General features: G+C 29.3%; 15 protein-coding genes. 9 read left to right on the top strand and 6 right to left on the bottom strand.

Annotation, left to right across the window (positions count from 1 at the left end):
• Positions 1-1,566 precede the first annotated feature (1,566 nt).
• From LQ622_RS02035 to LQ622_RS02025, 3 genes are all read left to right on the top strand, one after another.
• Positions 1,567-1,752, top strand: coding sequence for a hypothetical protein (locus LQ622_RS02035; protein ID WP_016998735.1), 186 nt, complete (start codon positions 1,567-1,569; stop codon positions 1,750-1,752).
• Between the two features lie 124 nt (positions 1,753-1,876).
• Positions 1,877-2,284 (top strand): plasmid mobilization protein, encoded by a 408-nt coding sequence (locus LQ622_RS02030; protein WP_025907452.1) that lies wholly within the window; start codon positions 1,877-1,879, stop codon positions 2,282-2,284.
• 181 nt (positions 2,285-2,465) lie between these two features.
• Positions 2,466-2,894 carry an Hsp20/alpha crystallin family protein gene (locus LQ622_RS02025; RefSeq protein ID WP_049320665.1) on the top strand — a complete coding sequence of 143 codons (429 nt, stop codon included), beginning with the start codon at positions 2,466-2,468 and terminating at the stop codon, positions 2,892-2,894.
• Between the two features lie 328 nt (positions 2,895-3,222).
• Here LQ622_RS02025 and LQ622_RS02020 read toward each other — a convergent pair whose 3' ends face one another.
• The 4 genes from LQ622_RS02020 to LQ622_RS02005 form a co-directional block, all read right to left on the bottom strand.
• Positions 3,223-3,669: a GNAT family N-acetyltransferase gene (locus tag LQ622_RS02020; RefSeq protein ID WP_239774640.1), complete on the bottom strand. Its 447-nt coding sequence runs from the start codon at positions 3,667-3,669 to the stop codon at positions 3,223-3,225.
• Positions 3,670-3,725: 56 nt separating this feature from the next.
• Complete coding sequence (locus tag LQ622_RS02015) at positions 3,726-4,259, bottom strand: hypothetical protein (RefSeq protein WP_239774639.1); 534 nt, start codon at positions 4,257-4,259, stop codon at positions 3,726-3,728.
• Between the two features lie 2,624 nt (positions 4,260-6,883).
• A complete protein-coding gene (locus tag LQ622_RS02010) occupies positions 6,884-7,321 on the bottom strand; it encodes a GNAT family N-acetyltransferase (RefSeq protein ID WP_239748051.1) in 438 nt (145 codons plus the stop codon).
• Between the two features lie 16 nt (positions 7,322-7,337).
• On the bottom strand, positions 7,338-7,892 hold the full coding sequence (locus LQ622_RS02005) for a GrpB family protein (RefSeq protein WP_239762322.1): 555 nt from the start codon (positions 7,890-7,892) through the stop codon (positions 7,338-7,340).
• A gap of 193 nt (positions 7,893-8,085) precedes the next feature.
• On the opposite strand from LQ622_RS02005, the gene LQ622_RS02000 reads away from it, so the two are divergent.
• Both LQ622_RS02000 and LQ622_RS01995 read left to right on the top strand, forming a co-directional pair.
• Positions 8,086-8,322 carry a hypothetical protein gene (locus LQ622_RS02000; RefSeq protein WP_037559882.1) on the top strand — a complete coding sequence of 79 codons (237 nt, stop codon included), beginning with the start codon at positions 8,086-8,088 and terminating at the stop codon, positions 8,320-8,322.
• 168 nt (positions 8,323-8,490) lie between these two features.
• On the top strand, positions 8,491-11,838 hold the full coding sequence (locus tag LQ622_RS01995; RefSeq protein WP_275590359.1) for an endo-alpha-N-acetylgalactosaminidase family protein: 3,348 nt from the start codon (positions 8,491-8,493) through the stop codon (positions 11,836-11,838).
• Positions 11,839-12,464: 626 nt separating this feature from the next.
• On the opposite strand, the gene LQ622_RS01990 is transcribed toward LQ622_RS01995, so the two are convergent.
• Complete coding sequence (locus tag LQ622_RS01990) at positions 12,465-13,523, bottom strand: aminotransferase class IV (protein WP_239774638.1); 1,059 nt, start codon at positions 13,521-13,523, stop codon at positions 12,465-12,467.
• Between the two features lie 162 nt (positions 13,524-13,685).
• On the opposite strand from LQ622_RS01990, the gene LQ622_RS01985 reads away from it, so the two are divergent.
• Positions 13,686-14,681 (top strand): YdcF family protein, encoded by a 996-nt coding sequence (locus tag LQ622_RS01985; RefSeq protein WP_239774637.1) that lies wholly within the window; start codon positions 13,686-13,688, stop codon positions 14,679-14,681.
• 49 nt (positions 14,682-14,730) lie between these two features.
• Here LQ622_RS01985 and LQ622_RS01980 read toward each other — a convergent pair whose 3' ends face one another.
• The gene (locus tag LQ622_RS01980; protein ID WP_037587520.1) at positions 14,731-15,177 is read right to left on the bottom strand and encodes an N-acetyltransferase; all 447 of its coding nucleotides are present in this window, start codon (positions 15,175-15,177) and stop codon (positions 14,731-14,733) included.
• Between the two features lie 134 nt (positions 15,178-15,311).
• Here LQ622_RS01980 and bshC point away from each other — a divergent pair, with 134 nt between their 5' ends.
• The 3 genes from bshC (at position 15,312) to rsmH (ending at position 18,452) form a co-directional block, all read left to right on the top strand.
• Complete coding sequence (gene bshC, locus LQ622_RS01975) at positions 15,312-16,928, top strand: bacillithiol biosynthesis cysteine-adding enzyme BshC (RefSeq protein WP_126476921.1); 1,617 nt, start codon at positions 15,312-15,314, stop codon at positions 16,926-16,928.
• 145 nt (positions 16,929-17,073) lie between these two features.
• On the top strand, positions 17,074-17,505 hold the full coding sequence (mraZ, locus tag LQ622_RS01970; protein WP_025904608.1) for a division/cell wall cluster transcriptional repressor MraZ: 432 nt from the start codon (positions 17,074-17,076) through the stop codon (positions 17,503-17,505).
• A gap of 11 nt (positions 17,506-17,516) precedes the next feature.
• On the top strand, positions 17,517-18,452 hold the full coding sequence (rsmH, locus tag LQ622_RS01965) for a 16S rRNA (cytosine(1402)-N(4))-methyltransferase RsmH (protein ID WP_037587526.1): 936 nt from the start codon (positions 17,517-17,519) through the stop codon (positions 18,450-18,452).
• Positions 18,453-18,471 lie beyond the last annotated feature (19 nt).

Below are 18,471 nucleotides of genomic sequence, written 5' to 3'. Positions count from 1 at the left end.
ATAAATAGAATAGGTAAGATATTATCTAGATACAACAATCACACGTTAAAACAAGTTAAGACAATTCAAGTAAAGAATTGATAATTCAAAATGAAATATTGTTATGATGATTTGTTTTATATTATTAAAAGCAATTATTGAATTGATGAAATGATTAAGCGAAATGAAATGATAATTGAACAATCAAAGATTAATATTTAATTAATCAACTTGAACAAACAAATGATATATAAAGTCAATTAGTTAAAGGATAAAGTAAATTATATAAATGAAAGTATTGAGTTAATAAGAAAAGGAAAAGTTTATTAGATCACTCATTTATCATTTGAAGTAAGTACAAAGTAAAAGATAAAAAGATTATTAAAACTTCTTATTCAACTTTGATAAAAAAAGTTAATAAAGTGATTGAAACTATTTTTAAACATAATAGAGAAGTCGATAATTATATATCGTTAGCAATCACATCACAAGTCGTGTATGCAAGTGTATAAGGATAACTCTATTCACATTATAAGTATGTGCAGCATTAATAGTTATATATTTAATTAACTTGTATATGCTTATTAATATGTACAGAAATGCCATTCTAACGTTGATAGAGCGTGTTTAAGAGCCTTTGAAAAGGTTTATGAATGATTAATAGTCTTTAGTTAAATAAGCAATAAAAGTAGTAGAATGATTAAATAGAATAGGGTGACAAATTATTCAACTGTGGGTATATATTAAAGTAGAGCGATCATCAAAAATAAAATTTTGAAAATTAAAGGGGGACTTTTCTTAACCCCCGTCATGAAATCAGTTGGAATTAATCGACCCACTCTTAAATACGACCAAATTCCTAAAACTAAAATTTTGAAAAATATAAGCTATTAAACCCCCCTATGTATGATACGATTGGTCGTTAATTTATTTACTGATTAGAAACGTTAAAGGTAAACCATCTAAGAATGTTTCTAGGAGATTTATGGGTACATTTAAATAAAAAATTATGATAAAATCAAAGCATAGAGTAATTACTTTATTACTCTCACAAATTTCATAGACGTCAAAAGGCCCTATCTATCGGAAACTAGGTAGGGTATATTTAATTTCCAATTTATAATTTTAATGATACAATAATATTAGTTTAAACCTATTATCTCCGTTTTAGTTTTAAACTCATATTTGGTAATACCTTTTTGCACCTCGCTAATATGCGGGGTGTTATTTAGTTTATTTAATCCTAAAAGTGTAATATTATAGTATATAAGCACTTATAAAGTGCTGGATTTTCATATATAATCAACCATTAACTTTCCCTGTCACTTTGTGTGATGGGGTTTTTATTGCATTAAAGTAGTCTTTTAATAAGCCATAAATATCAAGTTTTTATTTATACCGAATGCGCATTTTTTGATTACTGATTTAATCGTGAGCACATTGATAATATGAAGGTTATATATAGCGATGATAAAATTTGAATAACTAAAAAAAGTTTTAAAAAATGGTTGCATTACAATAAAAAATATGTTATAAAATAATTAAAAGTTATCAAATGATAATTTTAAGTAACTGGAGGTAGATATTATGTTAAAAGATAAACCAAAAACTTCTTATTACATTAACTATTCACCTCGAATTACTGAGTTAAAAAGCATTGATTTATTGTCTAGAGAATCCAATAATAATAAATTTATTGAATTTTCTTCGCCACTTACGTGGGATTCATACAAAAAAGCTATAGATATATCGAAAAATATTGAGAAAAAATAATTCAAATAATTATCATTTGATAACTCAAACAACTTTAGGAGGTGGTGTGAAAATTAATGACACTAATTTTTCTAAACATATTCCGTGGTTGTTCGATATTATAAGTTAAGAAGTGGAGTAGTATATGACTAGAAGCGATCAAAAGGCAATTACATTTAAAATAACAACTAAGGAATATGAAAAAATCAAACAAATAGCTAAGTCTTGTCATATGTCTCCAACGGAGTTTTCAAGACACCAAGCTCTAGGTAATCAAATAACACCAACAGTGTTGGAAGTTACAGATTCAGAAAATCATGTTTCATCTCACCGATTTAATTTATTAGAAAAGGCATATGCAAAACAAAAAGCTAAAAACCTTAAAATCACTAAAGATTATCAAAAGGCTATAGAGAATATTCATAAAGATTATGAAAAAGTATCTATAATAAACCAACTGATACCATATATACAAATAGATGGAACAATTGATAATGAAGCATTAAAAAATGATAAAGATTTGTTAACTGCGTTAAGTCAATTAGATTACTGATAATAAGTGGTGATTGACCTTGTTTTTAAAAGATATTGTTGAAACTATAAATCAATATAAAGATGGTAAAATTAAAACTAATGATATATTTAAAAACGTCGAAAATGACAAACTACCTTTTTTAGATTTTTCTAAAGTTTATCAAAATGATAAAACAAATTTAAATAAGGAGTGAAGTTATATGTCAAACTTAACACCATTTAATAAAAATATTTTTGACTTTTCACCATCAAGAATATTTGATGATCATTTTAATTCGCTATTTAAATATTTTAATACAGCTATTCCAAAAACGGATTTAAGGGAAACAAATAGCGAGTATATTGTTGATATTGATTTACCTGGTATCAATAAAGAAAATATTAATTTAACTTATGAAGACAATACACTGTACTTAAGTGCTATACAAAGTAATGAAAATGAACAAAAAGATAATAATGGGAACACTGTGTTTACAGAAAGATCAAAATCACAAATAAGTAGGTATTATCATTTACCAAATGGAGATGAGGACAATATTAAAGCAGATTTTGAGAATGGTGTACTACATGTATCAGTTCCCAAACTAAATTCTATTAACAAAAAATCTAAAATAATTGATATTCAATAAATAAATTAATAATACTCTTTGACTAATGTGCTAACTACAAATTGAGGGGGAAATTCATATGATTGAATTTCTCCCTCTTTTAATGGAAGCTATATATTGGATTATCTAGTCTTACTTAAGTGCTATCAAACTGTAAAAAAGTCAAGAATAGTTTTCAAAAGAACTAGAAAATTTGTAAAAAACATCTATACGAATAAGTAAATTCTACAATAATTGGTGGCTATTTTTTATACTATAATTTCATTAGACGAAAGAGGTCTTAAGAACATATAACCAACTATGTTACTTGGTAATCTTTTTATTTGTATTTTGTTTATTATTGTTAAAATTATCTTTGCTTAGCGAATTTATTTTTCCAATACATTGTATATTCATCGTTTCCAGTTTCATCTTCACTTAACTCTTCAATTTTAAAGTGGTTTTTCTTATAAAAATTAACTGCTTTTTTGTTCTCTTTATATACTTTTAGAGATAGGTATTCTTTTTCTTTTTGAAGATATTGTAATAGGTTTGTTCCTATATTTTGATTTCTTTCATTCTCATCAACAAACATACCTGCTATATAATTATCAACTAAACCACAAAAACCTAAAATATTTCCATTTTTCGTATATACAACTATTTCTGCCTCTTCGAATGCATTAAGGACATCTTCGTAATTATTATGCCAATATTGGGCATCAATAAAATTATGAGTGGTTATATTGGAATTCAACCAGATTGCTCCTAGTTTATTTAGGGTGTCTTTGTCTTTTTTATCTAATTTAAATATCACTTTTATTCTCCTCTTTGATAATAAAAAATTTGGAAGTTTATATAATTCTAAAAATTTTATGAATTAATAGTTTCAAATGTCATTTCATACAAGTTTTTATCATCTAAATTAACAAACTCTTCAATATTTACTCTATAAGTGATACTATTTTGTTTTTTAGATATTTGGCTATAATATCTTATATTTATATACATATTAGTTGTATAACCATTATTTTCTATTGTATCTTCAAATTCTTCAAATGCTTTTTTATTAATAGGCATTAGATAAAATTTATTACTAGGTAAAACATTAATGTGTTTTTCTTGTAATACTTCATTCTCATTTAAATAGACTGTTATATCTATGTTTTTAGCAGTTCCACCGCCTAAATTTTGTAGTTTAAAAGCTGTATTAACGTAGTCAGAATCAGTTTCTGTTAAATTCTTTAATTTTAAACGCTTTGCTTTTTCAATTATAATCTGGTCAAAGGCCAAAAATGGTATAAAAGAAATTTTAATTTGTCTTATTTGTATCATTACTGAAATGAAATATAAAATCGCCATAATAAAGGTACCAATTGAACCAATCGCTTGTAAAATGTTTAACATAATGAACTCCCTTTATAATAATGTTAATCATCATTCTACTCTATTCCTACAATACAATCCATACTCAATGTTACATTTAATAGTATTTGATAACAATGAATAGTTTAAATAGTCTACGTGTTACTTTCATGTATGGACTTATTAACAAGCTATCATTACCAATTGTTACATTTTATTATACCTGCGTTGTCATATTGGGTACGCAGGTCAAGAAACTAAAGTACTAAATTAGTACCACAGATAATAAGGTGTCGTCATAATACAGTTCCCTTTATAAAAGGACGCCCCAAATTCTGTGCGTTTGATGATGGAGTAGCAAATCATTACACCATCAAAATAGTATTATATTATACACATTCCTATTTTAGAAATATGTATATACAGATATATGATGCCACTACTAATGAAATTATTTATAAGATAGTCGTGAATCACGACATTAGATCATAAATAACTCTTTACTCATTGTGATTCTGACAACAGTTAACACTTTTATGTGGGTAGTTATAGGCTAACTTGCTTAGAAATCGCTTTTAGTGATATTGTAATTCGACCAAATTTGGAGATTAGACGAATATTTCCGTTCTATTTAAAATAAATAATCTTATAACAATCGCTGGTACTATATATTATTAAAATATCAGGATAGAGGTTAAACTAATATAACGTTTTAATAGTTAGATAAGCTGGCTTAATGTATCGTTACGTCAATTAGTATATAAACTGCTATTAGTGTATTTTGGTATATTAAGAGCCAAACTATTTTAAAATAGTCTAATGTACTTTTTAGGACTATAGGTATCTACCTATGTTAAGTACATTGGTTACACGCCATAAGTGTTTGGATTACAATTGGCCACATAGTAGCATACACTTTAGTAACATGTGGTTACTTTTGTTATATGATCATGTCATTACTAATGATTTCGTTATTAATATGTTCAACTAAATAATGATTTAAAATATTTTAAGACATTAAATAAATATGTGAATAAAACTTTATTACAAACAGACAAAAATTCTTTTTGGTAAAAGTAATCAATTATGATTAACATAATGTTATTAGTAATCATTTATGTTTAAAAAATATTGAAGTAATGAACATATTTTAAGTTCTAATGTGTTTTATTGGTGAACAAAGCATAGTTTAAATAAATTTTATAATTTAATATCAAACTTGAATATGTTTTTTAAGTTTGATTAGAAGATTTTAAATTAAAACTTATTGAATTTGTTTAACAAGAAATTAAAAACGTTAGAGAATTTTGACAGTCAAAATCTTTTAGATAGATTATGTTGCTTTATATATATGATCTAACTGTTTATGATGATATATTACATAAAGAAGGAAATAGTCATAACGTAGAGTTTTGCAAAATTTTAAAAGTTATATATCTTAAGTTGGTAAGTTTAAATGGTATATTGTAACGGTACTTGGAGGAAGTACCCATTTTAGAGTATATGTGACACAAAGTTAGCTGATGAAGTGGGATAAATGTTGCTTGTATGTTTGAATAATTATGATGGTTAAATACATGTCCTACATTTATTGTTGCAATAGATAATATAAAGTAGGGGTGGTCATAAATTTTTGTGATACTGATATTAAATATTGCTTGAAAATATTTTAGGGTAGCCTAAACTTTGCCCGGTACTGATTCTAAAAGTAAATTAATCGACCCACTCTCAACTTGCTGAAAATGTTGAAAATAGAATGTAAAAATGTGTGAATAAATTCACTTATAATGTGTAGTGCGAACTGCATTTTAAACCTAAAAAATAATGGTCATAATTTGGTCATAACGAATTGAAAAAGTGTGTGTAAATGGATGTTTTAAAAATTTGAAACGTTGATTTAACGGGGTTTAAAAGTGTAATTTACCACAATTAAATATTTGATAATATAGTTGATTTACATGGAAAATTTAATATGTTAAACTTGATTTATAGATTTAATTCTCTCTTTCCATATATACAAATTAAATCTCTATATGATATTTTTGATCCCGTCACCTTATGTGATGGGATATTTTTAATTTTATATTGTAATATTTAGCATAATTTGGTAATTTAGTAATACAAGGATTAGCTTAACACCCATTTTGTTTATCCTTGTACAACTAATATAATCTGTTTTTGTTTGGCCACTCTAGGAAACCCTTCATTGACTAGAGTGGTTTTTTTGTTTATGTGGTTGCAGACTAGTGATATAATTGGATCTAGTTATTGGTCAAAAAGTATTAAAAAAGTGACGTCATAAAATTAAGTAAAAATATTTTAATCCCCATATAGTCCCCAAAAAAGATATATAAATACTGTTATATCAATGGTTATAAAGAGTGATAAACTCCCTCCCAGGACGTAAATTACCAATATCCCGTTGTATCTCGTTACTTGTAACGTAGATATGACGGGATTTTTTTGTATATATAAAAGGTTTGTTAAATAGCGTAACTGCGCCAACGTAACGCCAACGTTATAAAAATTGTAATAACTACAAAGGATATTCTATAGAAGGTTAATAAAAGTAAAGCAGAATGCAGGTGTCAAATATGTGTCAAAAGTATAATAATCTACAACATGGATCATCAAGTATTTATGTTGTAGATTATTTTTGTAATTTACTATTTGATATCTTTCTCTAAAATAATCGCTAAGTCATTTTTATCTGGATAACAATTTTTTATTTGAAAGTCATTTATTATATTTAAAATGAGCATGCTTTTCCATTTATTAAAAGTTTTAGTTTGAATTTTTTCATACCTTTTACTTTTTAATATGCTTATTTGTTTATCCATAAGCATTTGCGCAATTCCATGATTTCGATTATTTTTTTCAACGCCACCTAACCAACTGTAAAATGTAGAACAATCAATTTCATATCCAATTTTATATCCAACAATTGTCTTTTCTTTATAGGCGACTAAAATTATAACTTTATTTTTACTTAAGAATTTGTCGTTTAAATTTTCATTTGTATCGAAGATTTCATTATGTATTTTAGACAGTTCTTTATTCTCCAACTCTGGTAATGAATTATAAAATTCTTTTATATGTATCATTGTTATCACCTATATTTTATTTTTGATAAGAATTATAGTCGGTAATCTTTTTTTGTAAATACCAATTTATAGCAAGTTTTTCAGTCATTTTTACAAATTCATTTTTTCCATTTACATATTGCTCTTTGTCTCCACAATACTTATTAATGAGCATCATTTTTAAATCCTCATATTCTTTTGCTACTTTTGGAAACTCAATTAAGAAGTCTCTAAAAGCGAGATGGCGAATAATGTTTTTATCATCTTTACGATCATAAATATGAACATGGTAAAGTTTTTTATTTGTTTCTTTATCAAATTTAGTAAAGTATCTTCTATTAACGATTCCATATTCGCCATGCACATCATAATCAAACTCTTCAAAAGCAAGATTATATTTATCCACATTGTCAATATTATTAACGATAGGCATAATATCTATAATTGGCTTTGCAGATATATGTGGAATCGATGTACTACCGATATGATGAATTGAATGTAATTCATCACCAAGTATTCTTTTTATATTGTTTGATTCTTTTGCAAAAAGATTTACCCAATAAGGATTATATTTTTCGATATTAACCTTCATTATCTTTATCAGTCCTTTTGAATATGTCATAAATTCATAATATGCCTCATCATTCTAGATAGTAAATTAAGTTTAACTTATTTGAGTAATTTAAAACAAATTATGTTCTTAATATTTTTTATGATCCACTAAAAAACAATTGATATTAATTGATATATTTGGTATATTCTGTAAATGGAATGGAGGGTTGCTTATGACATATATAAATTTTTGGAAGCAAACATTCGATTACAAGAATAAATCAAGTTTTCGTGATTTGTTAGTATGCATGTTTGTTAACATTATCATTTTAGTGCTTATTATGGCACTTGGTGTGATTGTGCCAATTACTTGGGAAAATAGTATTGTTAATTTATATTATATTGTTCTTGTCTTAATGATTTTTCCCATGATTGCACTGATAGTCAGAGTAATTAAAAATTATAAATAAATAGTATGAATTGTGAACGGAATGATGAATCTCATCATTTCGTTCTTTTTGTTTATATGAACAAAATAGAAAGTTAAATCAAACATTATAGAACAAAAACGCTAGACTATAATGATATAAAAGTATACAATAAATGTAAGTTTTCAAATTTAAAAAGGGGTGTTTAATTTGAATTTTAGTAATAAAACATTTGTATGGAGGAAAAAACTGTTTGTCGTATCAATTGTTTCTGTTATGTTGTTCAGCTTATTAACGCTGACGAATCATCATGTAGAAGCAAAAGACAAAGGGGACGTATTAAAGGGCAATAAGATGAAAGTGATGGTTGATAAGTCATTTCCAAGGGCTATTGAATATACTTTGAAAAATGGTAAGAAGATGGATGGCCAAGTTAAAGAAATTAAGACGATTAAAGTGAATGGTAAATCGGTTCAACCGAAAGTTAAGTATAAAAAACTTAATGCACATGCAGCTCAATATCAATTAATTGCTTCTAATAAAGATAAAAAAATAGATGCTGAATTTACAATTGAGATGAAGGTTAAAGATAACCAATTGCATTTTGATATGAAGGATTATAAAAATAAGTTAGATGGTAAAAGTGATGATACTATAATAAAAGATATTGAAATACCTAATCATTCATTAGTTTCTGTGAATTCTAAACAGAAAAATGCTAACTTACAAACAACACGTATGTCTACAAATACGATGAAAAGTGGCGATAAAAACTTTAAAGTTAACAAAGATATTGAAGATGATTTTAATTATCCAATGATGTATGGTTTTGTTTCAAATGATAAGACGAGTGCAGGTGTTTGGAGTAATTCACAACATTCTGAAGGAACTGGAGAGTTAGATTATACGAGAATAAATGCGACTTCGGAACAAGTAGATAAAGATAAATATGTCGGTTTATCCAGTTCTAAATGGATATTGCAGCCTGGTCAAGGTTATGAAAATGCTAAAGAACAACAATTAATGCCGAAAACAAAAGTTGTTATAACAGATGATGAAAATGGTGATGGAAAAACAGATTGGCAAGATGGTGCTATTGCATATAGAGCTATCATGAATCATCCGACAAGTTCAGAGTCTGTACCTGATTTAGTTGCACACCGTATCGCAATGAATTTCGGTTCACAAGCACAAAATCCATTTTTAAAATCGCTTGATGGTGTAAAAAAAGTTAATTTAAATACAGATGGGTTAGGTCAGTCCATTATATTAAAAGGATATGGTAGTGAAGGTCACGATTCTGGTCATCTTGATTATGATAATATTGGTCAACGTATTGGTGGCGCAGAAGATATGAAGAAATTACTTAAGAACGGTAAGAAATATGGTGCAAAGTTTGGCGTACATATTAATGCGAGTGAAACATATCCAGAGTCTAAAGCATTTAATCCCGACCGTTTAAGAAAAAATGAAGACGGTACGTATAATTATGGTTGGAATTGGTTAGATCAAGGTATTAACATTGATGCAAAATATGACATGTTGCACGGTAGGAAAGACCGATTAAAAGCTTTTAAAGATAAAGTAGGTAAAGATTTAGACTTTATTTATGTAGATGTATGGGGCAATGGTCAATCAGGTGATAACCAAGCTTGGATGTCTCATCAATTAGCAAAAGAAATACAAGATTTAGGTTGGAGAGTAGCTGTTGAATGGGGTCACGGTATGGAATATGATTCAACATTCCAACATTGGGCTGCAGATTTAACTTATGGTGGATATGAAAACAAAGGGATTAATTCAAAAGTCGCAAGATTTATTCGAAACCACGAGAAAGACTCTTGGGTAGGTAATTACCAAACTTATTCAGGCGCAGCTGATTATCCATTACTCGGTGGATATGATATGAAAGACTTTGAAGGTTGGCAAGGTAGAAACAACTTTGATGAATACATCAACAATATCTTTAAAACAAATTTATCTACTAAATACTTACAGCACTTTGAAGTTACGAAGTGGGTAGATGGCAAGCCAGTCAAAATGACAGCAAATGACCAAACAGTTGAATGGACGCCTGAAATGGAAATCCAATTAAAAAATGGTAAAGATAAAGTAGTTATTAAACGTAAATCTAATGATTATGAAAATGACAAAGAAAACTACAGATCTAGAACGATAACGTTAAATGGTCAAAAGATATTAGATGACAATAAATATTTAATTCCATGGAACTGGGATGAAAATGGCAAGCAATTAAACAGTAAGAAACAAAAGCTCTATCATTATAATGAAGATGGTGGAGAATCAACTTGGGAATTACCAAAAGGTTGGAATAGTAAGCATTTAAAATTATACCAACTAACAGAGCATGGTCGTCAATATGTTGATAATGTGCGCGTTAAAGATGGAAAAGTTACTTTAAGCAATGTTAAAGCAAATACACCATATGTATTGTATAAATCAAAACAACGTAATGAGAAAGTAAAATACGGAGAAGATATGCATATTAAAGATCCAGGATTTAATGCAGAAAATCTTAAAGATTGGAAAATTAAAGGATCTAAAAAAGACGTTTCTATTACGAAATCAAACAGTAGCGACAATATGTTAACGATTAATAATCCGAAGAAAAATGTTGAATTGAAACAAAAATTAACAGATTTGAAACCTGGTAAACAATATGCAGTTTATGTTGGTGTGGATAATCGAAGTGATCAAAAAGCACGTATTAGTGTAGATGCAGATGGTACGACACATCAAAATTATACAACTAAATCCATCGCTAAAAATTATGTTAAAGCTAACGCTCATAATACAACTAAAGAATCTGCAACGAAAGGTAATGACAGTTATTTTCAAAATATGTATGTGCACTTTAAAGCACCTAAAAATGGTAAAGCAACTTTAATGCTTTCTAGAGATAAAGGTGAAGGTGTCACATATTTTGATGACATTCGAATTTTTGAAAATGATCAACAATTATATTCACAAGATAAAGTGTTTAAACAAAATTTTGAAAAAGTACCTCAAGGCATATTCCCGTTTGTCGTATCTGATATTGAAGGCGTAGAAGATAACAGAACACACTTATCCGAAAAACATGCACCATATACACAACGTGGGTGGAACAATAAACGTATAAGTGATGTCATCGATGGTACATGGTCATTAAAAATTAATGGTCAAGTAGAAAAGAATAAACTTGCTTATCAAACGATACCTCAAAACTTTAGATTTGAACCAAATAAGACATATGAAGTTTCATTTGATTATGAAGCAGGATCTGATGACACATATGCTTTTGCTACAGGTAACGACAATATTGATAATCAAAAATATAAAGAAACACCATTGAAAGGTACTGTAGATAATAAAAAACATCGTCAATTCAAAACGACAATTAAAGGTCATAAAAATGGTCAAACATGGATTGGCATAGCATCAACAGATAAAAAGGCAGACAATAAAGGTGTTAAAAATGAAGGCCAAGTGAACTTTGAAGGGACTAAAGATTTCGTATTAGATAATTTAGTCATTAAAGAAGTGAAAGATAAATAAAGTTCATAAGGAGTCTGGGACAGAAATGTTCTAGACTCCTTTTCATATTTTTAGAAATAGGATGGGAAAAGATTGCAAGTGGGACGTGACAAGCAATGTTGGAGGTCTGAATATTGCAACTGAGACGCGACAAGCAATGTTGGAGGTCTGAATATTGCAAGTGAGACGCGACAAGCAATGTTGAGGACCTCCTATTTATCAAGACTGTCCAAACAAGATAAATAAGTGCCTGGTATTTATCAAGACTGTCCAAACAAGATAAATAAGTGCCTCGTATTTATCAAGACTGACCAAACAAGATAAATAAGTGCCTCGTATTTATCAAGACTGACTAAACAAGATAAATAGGAGCTTCGTATTTATCAAGACTGACCAAACAAGATAAATAGGTGCCTCGTATTTATCAAGACTGACTAAACAAGATAAATAAGTGCCTGGTATTTATCAAGACTGGTGAAACAAGATAAATAAGTGCCACGTATTTATCAAGACACACCAAACAAGCAACATAGAAGCTCCGTATGTTGCAAGACACACCAAACAAGCAACATAGAAGCTCCCACTAACATTGATTTTTCCAAATAAAAAAGACTGGCAAAATTGTTGTGCCAGTCTTTTTACAGATACTACATTTTGATTGGTTCTCGTTCGATTGTATAGTTCCATTGATGCATGTCTGGAAGCTTACCTTGCTGAATAAATGTATAAGTTGTATATAAATGTTGTGTAATTGGTCCGATTTTATTGTTATGAATGGTTAAAACATTGTCTTTATATTTAATTTCACAGACAGGGGTGATAGCATTCAAAGTACTCGTACTAAAGACTTCTGTTAATAATCCATCTTTATATGATTGAAGGACTTCGTCAATACTAATTTCTCTTTCTTCTATTTGATAGCCTAATTCTTTTGCTAATTCAATAATTGATTGTCGTGTTACACCTGGTACTGTAATACCGTCTAATGCTGGCGTAATCAGTGTATGATTGATAACAAAGAAAATGTTCATATTATTTAATTCTTCTATATAGGTTCTCTCTCTACCATCTAGCCAAATTACATGGTCGTATCCGAATTGAGCTGCTTTAGATTTTGCAGCGTATGAAGCGGCGTAGTTACCACCAAATTGTGTAAAACCAGCACCACCTGTAACAGATTTAACATATTCATCTTCTACATGTGCTTTTATAAGTTCTGGTGTTAGGCAATTCAGCTTTTTAGGTAGTGGAGATAGGAATGTAATGAGTTCATATGTATCAGATTTACTAACACCTAATTTATTCTCTGATGCAAACATAACTGTTCTAATGTTAACAGGTTGATGTTCATGTAAATCGAATAGTTGACGTTCTTGATTAATAAGGTGTTGGATGCCTAAAAGTAGCTCGCTTTTATTAATAGCTAGCATTTCGATTCGGTTCAGTGATTGATTGAACTTTTCAAAGTGCTCGAAAGGTTTGAAGATATGAATATCGTCATTGATATGATAGGCGACCATATCTTCAAAAACGGTTTGACCATAATGAAGACATTGTGCACTTGGAGAAATTGTGATAGGTGCATAATCTTTAATGATAGGAGAAGACCATCCTTTTGATGATTGATACGACATAGTTAACATTTTGTTACCAAAGGTGGATTCACATTCGTCCTTTGTTTGACTACTTGATGATTGATATTCCATATAAATTGCCTCCTATATTTAAGTAAGTAATGTGAAATAGTATATCAGCTATATTGACCTAATTCAATATTTATTTTGAAAATTCTGAAAATAATTTTATGTGTATCTTGTTGGTTATGATGATATACTTTGATTGTGAAAATAATAGGCTAGGAGGTGACGATGATGTTTGTTACGTTAGCATTTTTAATTTTATTTATAATCAGTTATTTAGTGGATTTTAGACAATATAAAAATGTCTTCTTATTAGGATTGTTTATCATCAGTTTAATGAGTACGATATTGATTGAAATCATTGTGCCAACATTAGATTTAAATCTAAATATTAATTACATTATCATAGCGAATATCATTTACTGTTTAATTGTAATTGTGGTTATGCTCTTAGCTTTATTAAATACTAAAAAGCGAATAGCAAATGAAGGTAAAATTGTAACAAACATGATTGTCATTGGTTACGGATCTTTCATCTTAATTAACTTTTTAATCATTATTTTTAAACCGTATCTGTTAGTAGAATTATGGAACGGATTGATATTAATTGCTATTTCTAGCTTGTTTTACTATTTGAATTTAATATTTATATTGCATAATTTATACGCTTGGATTGTGAGTGGCATTTCTAAAAGAAAGAAACAAGATTTTATTATCGTACTGGGTGCAGGTATTATAGGAGAAAAGGTAACACCACTTTTAAAAGCGAGATTAGATCAAGCGATTAAATTAAAAAGAAAAAGTTTAGATACTAAAATGATTGTAAGTGGTGGCCAAGGTTCGGATGAAGCAATCAGTGAAGCTGAAGCGATGAGACGATATTTAGTGGAACAAGGCATACGTAATGAAGAAATTATAATGGAAGACAAATCAACTAATACAGAAGAAAATTTAGTGTTCTCTATGAAGATAATGAACACTTATAAACAACATGCAATTGCTACGATTGTTTCTAATCATTTTCATATTTTAAGAGCAGCATTTTTATCTAAGAAAATTAAAATGAACGCAACTGTTACGGGCGGATCATCGAAATCATACTTCTATCCAAATGCATATATTAGAGAATATTTAGCAATCATTTATATGTTTAAAAAGACACATGCACTGGTGATGATTATCTTATTGGCAGCAGTTGCTTGCTACACATTATGGGGAATATAAACGAAAAGAAGGTCCCGTAGAGCACTCACTCTACGGGACCTTTAGTATATTATTTATCTGGTGTCCATATCACAATATCTTCACCGGATTGGTTTTGTTGCTCGATATCTTGGAAACCATGATTTAAGAAGAAATCTTTAGATTGATTACGTGCGATACATTTGATTGGTAAATCGAAGCTCTTAGCGTAATCTAATAACTGTTTGCCGTATCCTCTATCTTGATAGTCTCTTAATACTTCTAGTTTCCATAAAATGAGGTAATCATTAAATGCTGGGAAGTAAGTTTTTTCTACTTCATCTTGCTTAAATAAACACATTCTTGCTACTAACTTGTCGCCAACATAAATACCGTAAAATGGTGAATCTGAACTAGCATCGATCATTTTTCCTTTTAATTCTTCAACCATATATAAACCTTCGTTTCCGAAGTTACGAAATTGTTCGAATGCTTCTTCAGTTTTGTAATTAATTTGTAAATGTTCTACTTTAGCCATGATAATCCCCCTTGTTCTTTCCTTAATTATACTTCATTTGAATAAAATTTTAAATTATAAGCCGTTAGATTGTTTTATTTAACTACAATCTTTATACTATTGATAGTAATTAATTTCGAAGGAGAAAGACTCGTATGGACTGTAAGAAGACTGTAATTGATCAACAAAATAGTTTTATAGAGAGATATACAAATCATAATACTGAAATTATAAACTTTTATGGATATAAACCAGGGGACCAATCTGAATTCGAAAGACGCTCGAATTTATCAGCTAATGGTAGAGAAGAAGCTCTTTCAAAAGTCATATACAATTATATGTCTCAATTGGATTTAACAGATAAACAACTTGAAAACATTGAAAATTTAAAACGTGGTCACAAAGTCATTATTGGTGGTCAACAAGCTGGACTCTTTACCGGTCCTTTATATACATTCCATAAAATCATTTCAATTATCGTTTTAGCTAACGAACAAAGTGAAAAATTAAATACGCCAATTATTCCTGTATTTTGGATAGCAGGTGAAGATCATGATTTTGATGAAGTGAATCATACATATGCGTATGATCGTATTTCAAGACAGTTAAATAAGGTGAAATATAGTACGTTAGAACCACCAGAAAAGAGTGTTTCTCATTATCATTTTGATAAAACACTAATCAAAGATGCTTTAAATGACATGTTCAGTTCTATCGGAGAAACTGTTCACTCTAAAGATATTCAATCATTGATTCATAAAGCAATCGAGTCTTCTGAATCATGGAGTGAAATTTTTAAAGTCATCACACATGAAGTGTTTAAAGAATATGGGTTGTTATTAATTGATGCGAATGATCCAGAACTAAGATCTTTAGAAGTACCATTTTTCAAGGAAATCATTGAAAAACATGAAGAAGTAGATTCAGCATTTAGAAATACACAAGACCAATTTGCTGAAGTTATTAAAAAGCGCATGATTTTAACGGATGGTAATGTTCACTTATTCTATGAGCATGACGACAAAAGGCAGCTCATTATGTACGAAGATGAAAAATTCTATTTAAATAAAGATACAGATGTAACCTTTACTAAAGATGAATTACTCAGTCTTGTAGAAGAACATCCTGAACGATTTTCTAATAATGTTGTAACTAGACCTTTAATGGAAGAATATTTATTTAATACTTTAAGTTTCATTGGTGGGCCAAGTGAAATTATTTATTGGGGTGAATTAAAAGGTGTATTCAATTTATTTAATATTGAAATGCCTATAGTTACACCGCGTATGCGTATTAGTTATTTAACGCAAGAAGCGAAAAAATGTATCGATAACTATAACTTAGATCTAGATACTGTTTTAGTAGATGGTATTCAAAACGATAAAGAAAAATTTATTAGAGCAAAAGCTTCTGATGAAGTCTTAAGAGAAATTGAAGAAATGAAAGAAAGCCAATCTCAATTTCATCAAAAACTGATTAAAGAAATTGGTGACGATTATCAAAACAGAAAATTAGTCGAAAAAAATAATCAAATACATCAGCACCAATATCAATATTTAATAGATAGATATTTATTAAATGTTGAAAGAGAAAATGAAATCAGTATGAGACATTTCGAAATAGTAGAGCATACATTACATCCTCACCACGGATTACAAGAAAGAGTGTGGAATCCTATCCAAGTAATGAATCAATTTGGGATTACTATGTTCAGTCCCTCCACCTATCCACCACTTCGTTACACTTTTAAACATATAACGCTTGAACTATAGTCATAACAAGGATTAACACCCAATTTACGAAATCGTAAATTGGGTGTTTTTTTTACTATTTACACAAATTTTAAGAAATCTTGTATAAATAGTGGAGGATTGTGGGGGAATGTGGTAAATTATAAATAAGGTGAGGTGAGATAAAATGTTCATGGGTGAATACCAACATCAATTGGATACTAAAGGGCGTATGATTGTGCCTTCTAAATTCAGATATGATTTGAACGAACGTTTTATTATCACTAGAGGCCTAGATAAATGTTTGTTTGGCTACACACTTGAAGAGTGGGCGCGCATCGAAGAAAAACTCAAAACCTTACCTATTACAAAAAAAGATGCCCGTAAATTCATGAGAATGTTCTTCTCAGGTGCGATTGAAGTAGAACTAGACAAACAAGGACGTATTAACATCCCTCAAAATTTAAGAAGTTACGCTAATTTAAGTAAAGAATGTACTGTTATTGGTGTTTCTAACCGAATTGAAATATGGGATCGTTCTACGTGGAATGATTTTTATGATGAATCTGAAGACAATTTTGAGGACATTGCGGAAGATCTCATTGACTTTGATTTTTAGGAGTGAATTAAATGTTTCATCACGTATCCGTACTATTGAAAGAAACAGTAGATAAATTAGACATAAAACCAGATGGTACTTACGTTGATTGTACATTAGGTGGAGCTGGTCATAGTTTGTACCTAGTTGAACAATTGAATGACCAAGGCCGACTTATAGCAATCGATCAAGATGAAACAGCAATTGAACATGCTAAAGGTATCTTAAAGGACCATATGCATAAAGTGATTTTTGTACAAAACAACTTTAGAAATTTAGAACATATATTAGAAGAACTACATATTAGTAAAGTAGATGGTGTACTTTATGACCTTGGTGTATCTAGTCCACAGCTCGACACGCCAGAACGAGGATTTAGTTACCATTATGATGCTAAATTAGACATGAGAATGGATCAATCACAATCTTTATCAGCTTATGAAGTGGTAAATGAATGGTCATATGAACAACTTGTCAAAATCTTTTTTAGATATGGTGAAGAGAAATTTTCAAAACAAATAGCTAGAAAGATTGAAGCAAGAAGAGAACAAGCACCTATAGAAACGACTTTCGAACTAGTGGATTTAATTAAAGAAGGTATTCCAGCAGCTAAACGTAGAAAGGGTGGACACCCTGCTAAACGTGTCTTCCAAGCGATTAGAATAGCAGTTAATGATGAATTAGGTGCATTTGAAACATCTATTGAAGCGGCAATACAACACGTTAAAGTTGGCGGAAGAATTTCAGTTATTACATTCCATTCTTTAGAAGATCGTTTGTGTAAACAAGTCTTTCAAGAATATGAAAAAGGCCCAGATGTACCAAGGGGATTGCCGGTTATACCGGAAGCGTACAAGCCGAAACTAAAAAGAGTAAACAAAAAACCAATTATTTCTGATGAACAAGAACTTGAGCATAACAATAGAGCGAGAAGTGCAAAGTTAAGAGTTGCGGAAATTTTGAAGTAAACAGAGGAGTGGCAATTGA

Source organism: Mammaliicoccus sp. N-M50, assembly GCF_022386995.1.
Classification (GTDB): Bacteria; Bacillota; Bacilli; order Staphylococcales; family Staphylococcaceae; genus Mammaliicoccus; species Mammaliicoccus sciuri_A.
This window is presented reverse-complemented; position numbering and strand designations above follow the sequence as displayed.

What these genes read in the sequence shown, in the direction of transcription:
- LQ622_RS02035 (WP_016998735.1), top strand. Translation starts at nt 1,567, where the DNA reads ATGTTAAAAGATAAACCAAAAACTTCTTATTACATTAACTATTCACCT.
- LQ622_RS02030 (WP_025907452.1), top strand. Translation starts at nt 1,877, where the DNA reads ATGACTAGAAGCGATCAAAAGGCAATTACATTTAAAATAACAACTAAG.
- LQ622_RS02025 (WP_049320665.1), top strand. Translation starts at nt 2,466, where the DNA reads ATGTCAAACTTAACACCATTTAATAAAAATATTTTTGACTTTTCACCA.
- LQ622_RS02015 (WP_239774639.1), bottom strand. Translation starts at nt 4,259, where the DNA reads ATGTTAAACATTTTACAAGCGATTGGTTCAATTGGTACCTTTATTATG.
- LQ622_RS02010 (WP_239748051.1), bottom strand. Translation starts at nt 7,321, where the DNA reads ATGATACATATAAAAGAATTTTATAATTCATTACCAGAGTTGGAGAAT.
- LQ622_RS02005 (WP_239762322.1), bottom strand. Translation starts at nt 7,892, where the DNA reads ATGAAGGTTAATATCGAAAAATATAATCCTTATTGGGTAAATCTTTTT.
- LQ622_RS02000 (WP_037559882.1), top strand. Translation starts at nt 8,086, where the DNA reads ATGACATATATAAATTTTTGGAAGCAAACATTCGATTACAAGAATAAA.
- LQ622_RS01990 (WP_239774638.1), bottom strand. Translation starts at nt 13,523, where the DNA reads ATGGAATATCAATCATCAAGTAGTCAAACAAAGGACGAATGTGAATCC.
- LQ622_RS01985 (WP_239774637.1), top strand. Translation starts at nt 13,686, where the DNA reads ATGATGTTTGTTACGTTAGCATTTTTAATTTTATTTATAATCAGTTAT.
- LQ622_RS01980 (WP_037587520.1), bottom strand. Translation starts at nt 15,177, where the DNA reads ATGGCTAAAGTAGAACATTTACAAATTAATTACAAAACTGAAGAAGCA.
- bshC (WP_126476921.1), top strand. Translation starts at nt 15,312, where the DNA reads ATGGACTGTAAGAAGACTGTAATTGATCAACAAAATAGTTTTATAGAG.
- mraZ (WP_025904608.1), top strand. Translation starts at nt 17,074, where the DNA reads ATGTTCATGGGTGAATACCAACATCAATTGGATACTAAAGGGCGTATG.
- rsmH (WP_037587526.1), top strand. Translation starts at nt 17,517, where the DNA reads ATGTTTCATCACGTATCCGTACTATTGAAAGAAACAGTAGATAAATTA.